The organism is Mesorhizobium sp. M5C.F.Ca.ET.164.01.1.1, from assembly GCF_004792125.1.
Taxonomy (GTDB): domain Bacteria; phylum Pseudomonadota; class Alphaproteobacteria; order Rhizobiales; family Rhizobiaceae; genus Mesorhizobium; species Mesorhizobium wenxiniae.
Map to the genome: position 1 here is coordinate 1 of NZ_SRTG01000609.1, position 282 is coordinate 282.

General features: G+C 68.8%; 1 protein-coding gene. It reads right to left on the reverse strand.

Going from position 1 to position 282, the window contains the following annotated elements; all coding sequences use genetic code 11:
* Positions 1-282: hypothetical protein (locus EN807_RS34980; RefSeq protein WP_135938120.1), on the reverse strand; the 282-nt coding region annotated here is incomplete at both ends.

A 282-nucleotide genomic window follows, 5' to 3' on the forward strand; every position in this document is an offset into this window, starting at 1 on the left:
GCCGAACATCGACTTCTTGCCGGCCTTCTCGCTCTTTTCGGCGATCGTGTCCGAACCGAGCGCCGCCATGGCGGCGGCCGCCGCCGCTTCAGCCGGCGAACGTGGCGCCGGCTCTTCGCGCGCAACCGGTTCGTTGCGCAGGATCGCGGCGGCGCGGGTGTCGAGATCCGCGATATCTCCGGCCAGTGGCAGCGGCTGGTCGATATCCATCGACGGCGCATCCTGCACCGCGATCTTGGAACCGCGTCCTGCGCGCTTGCCCATCGGCTGCGGATCGATGAG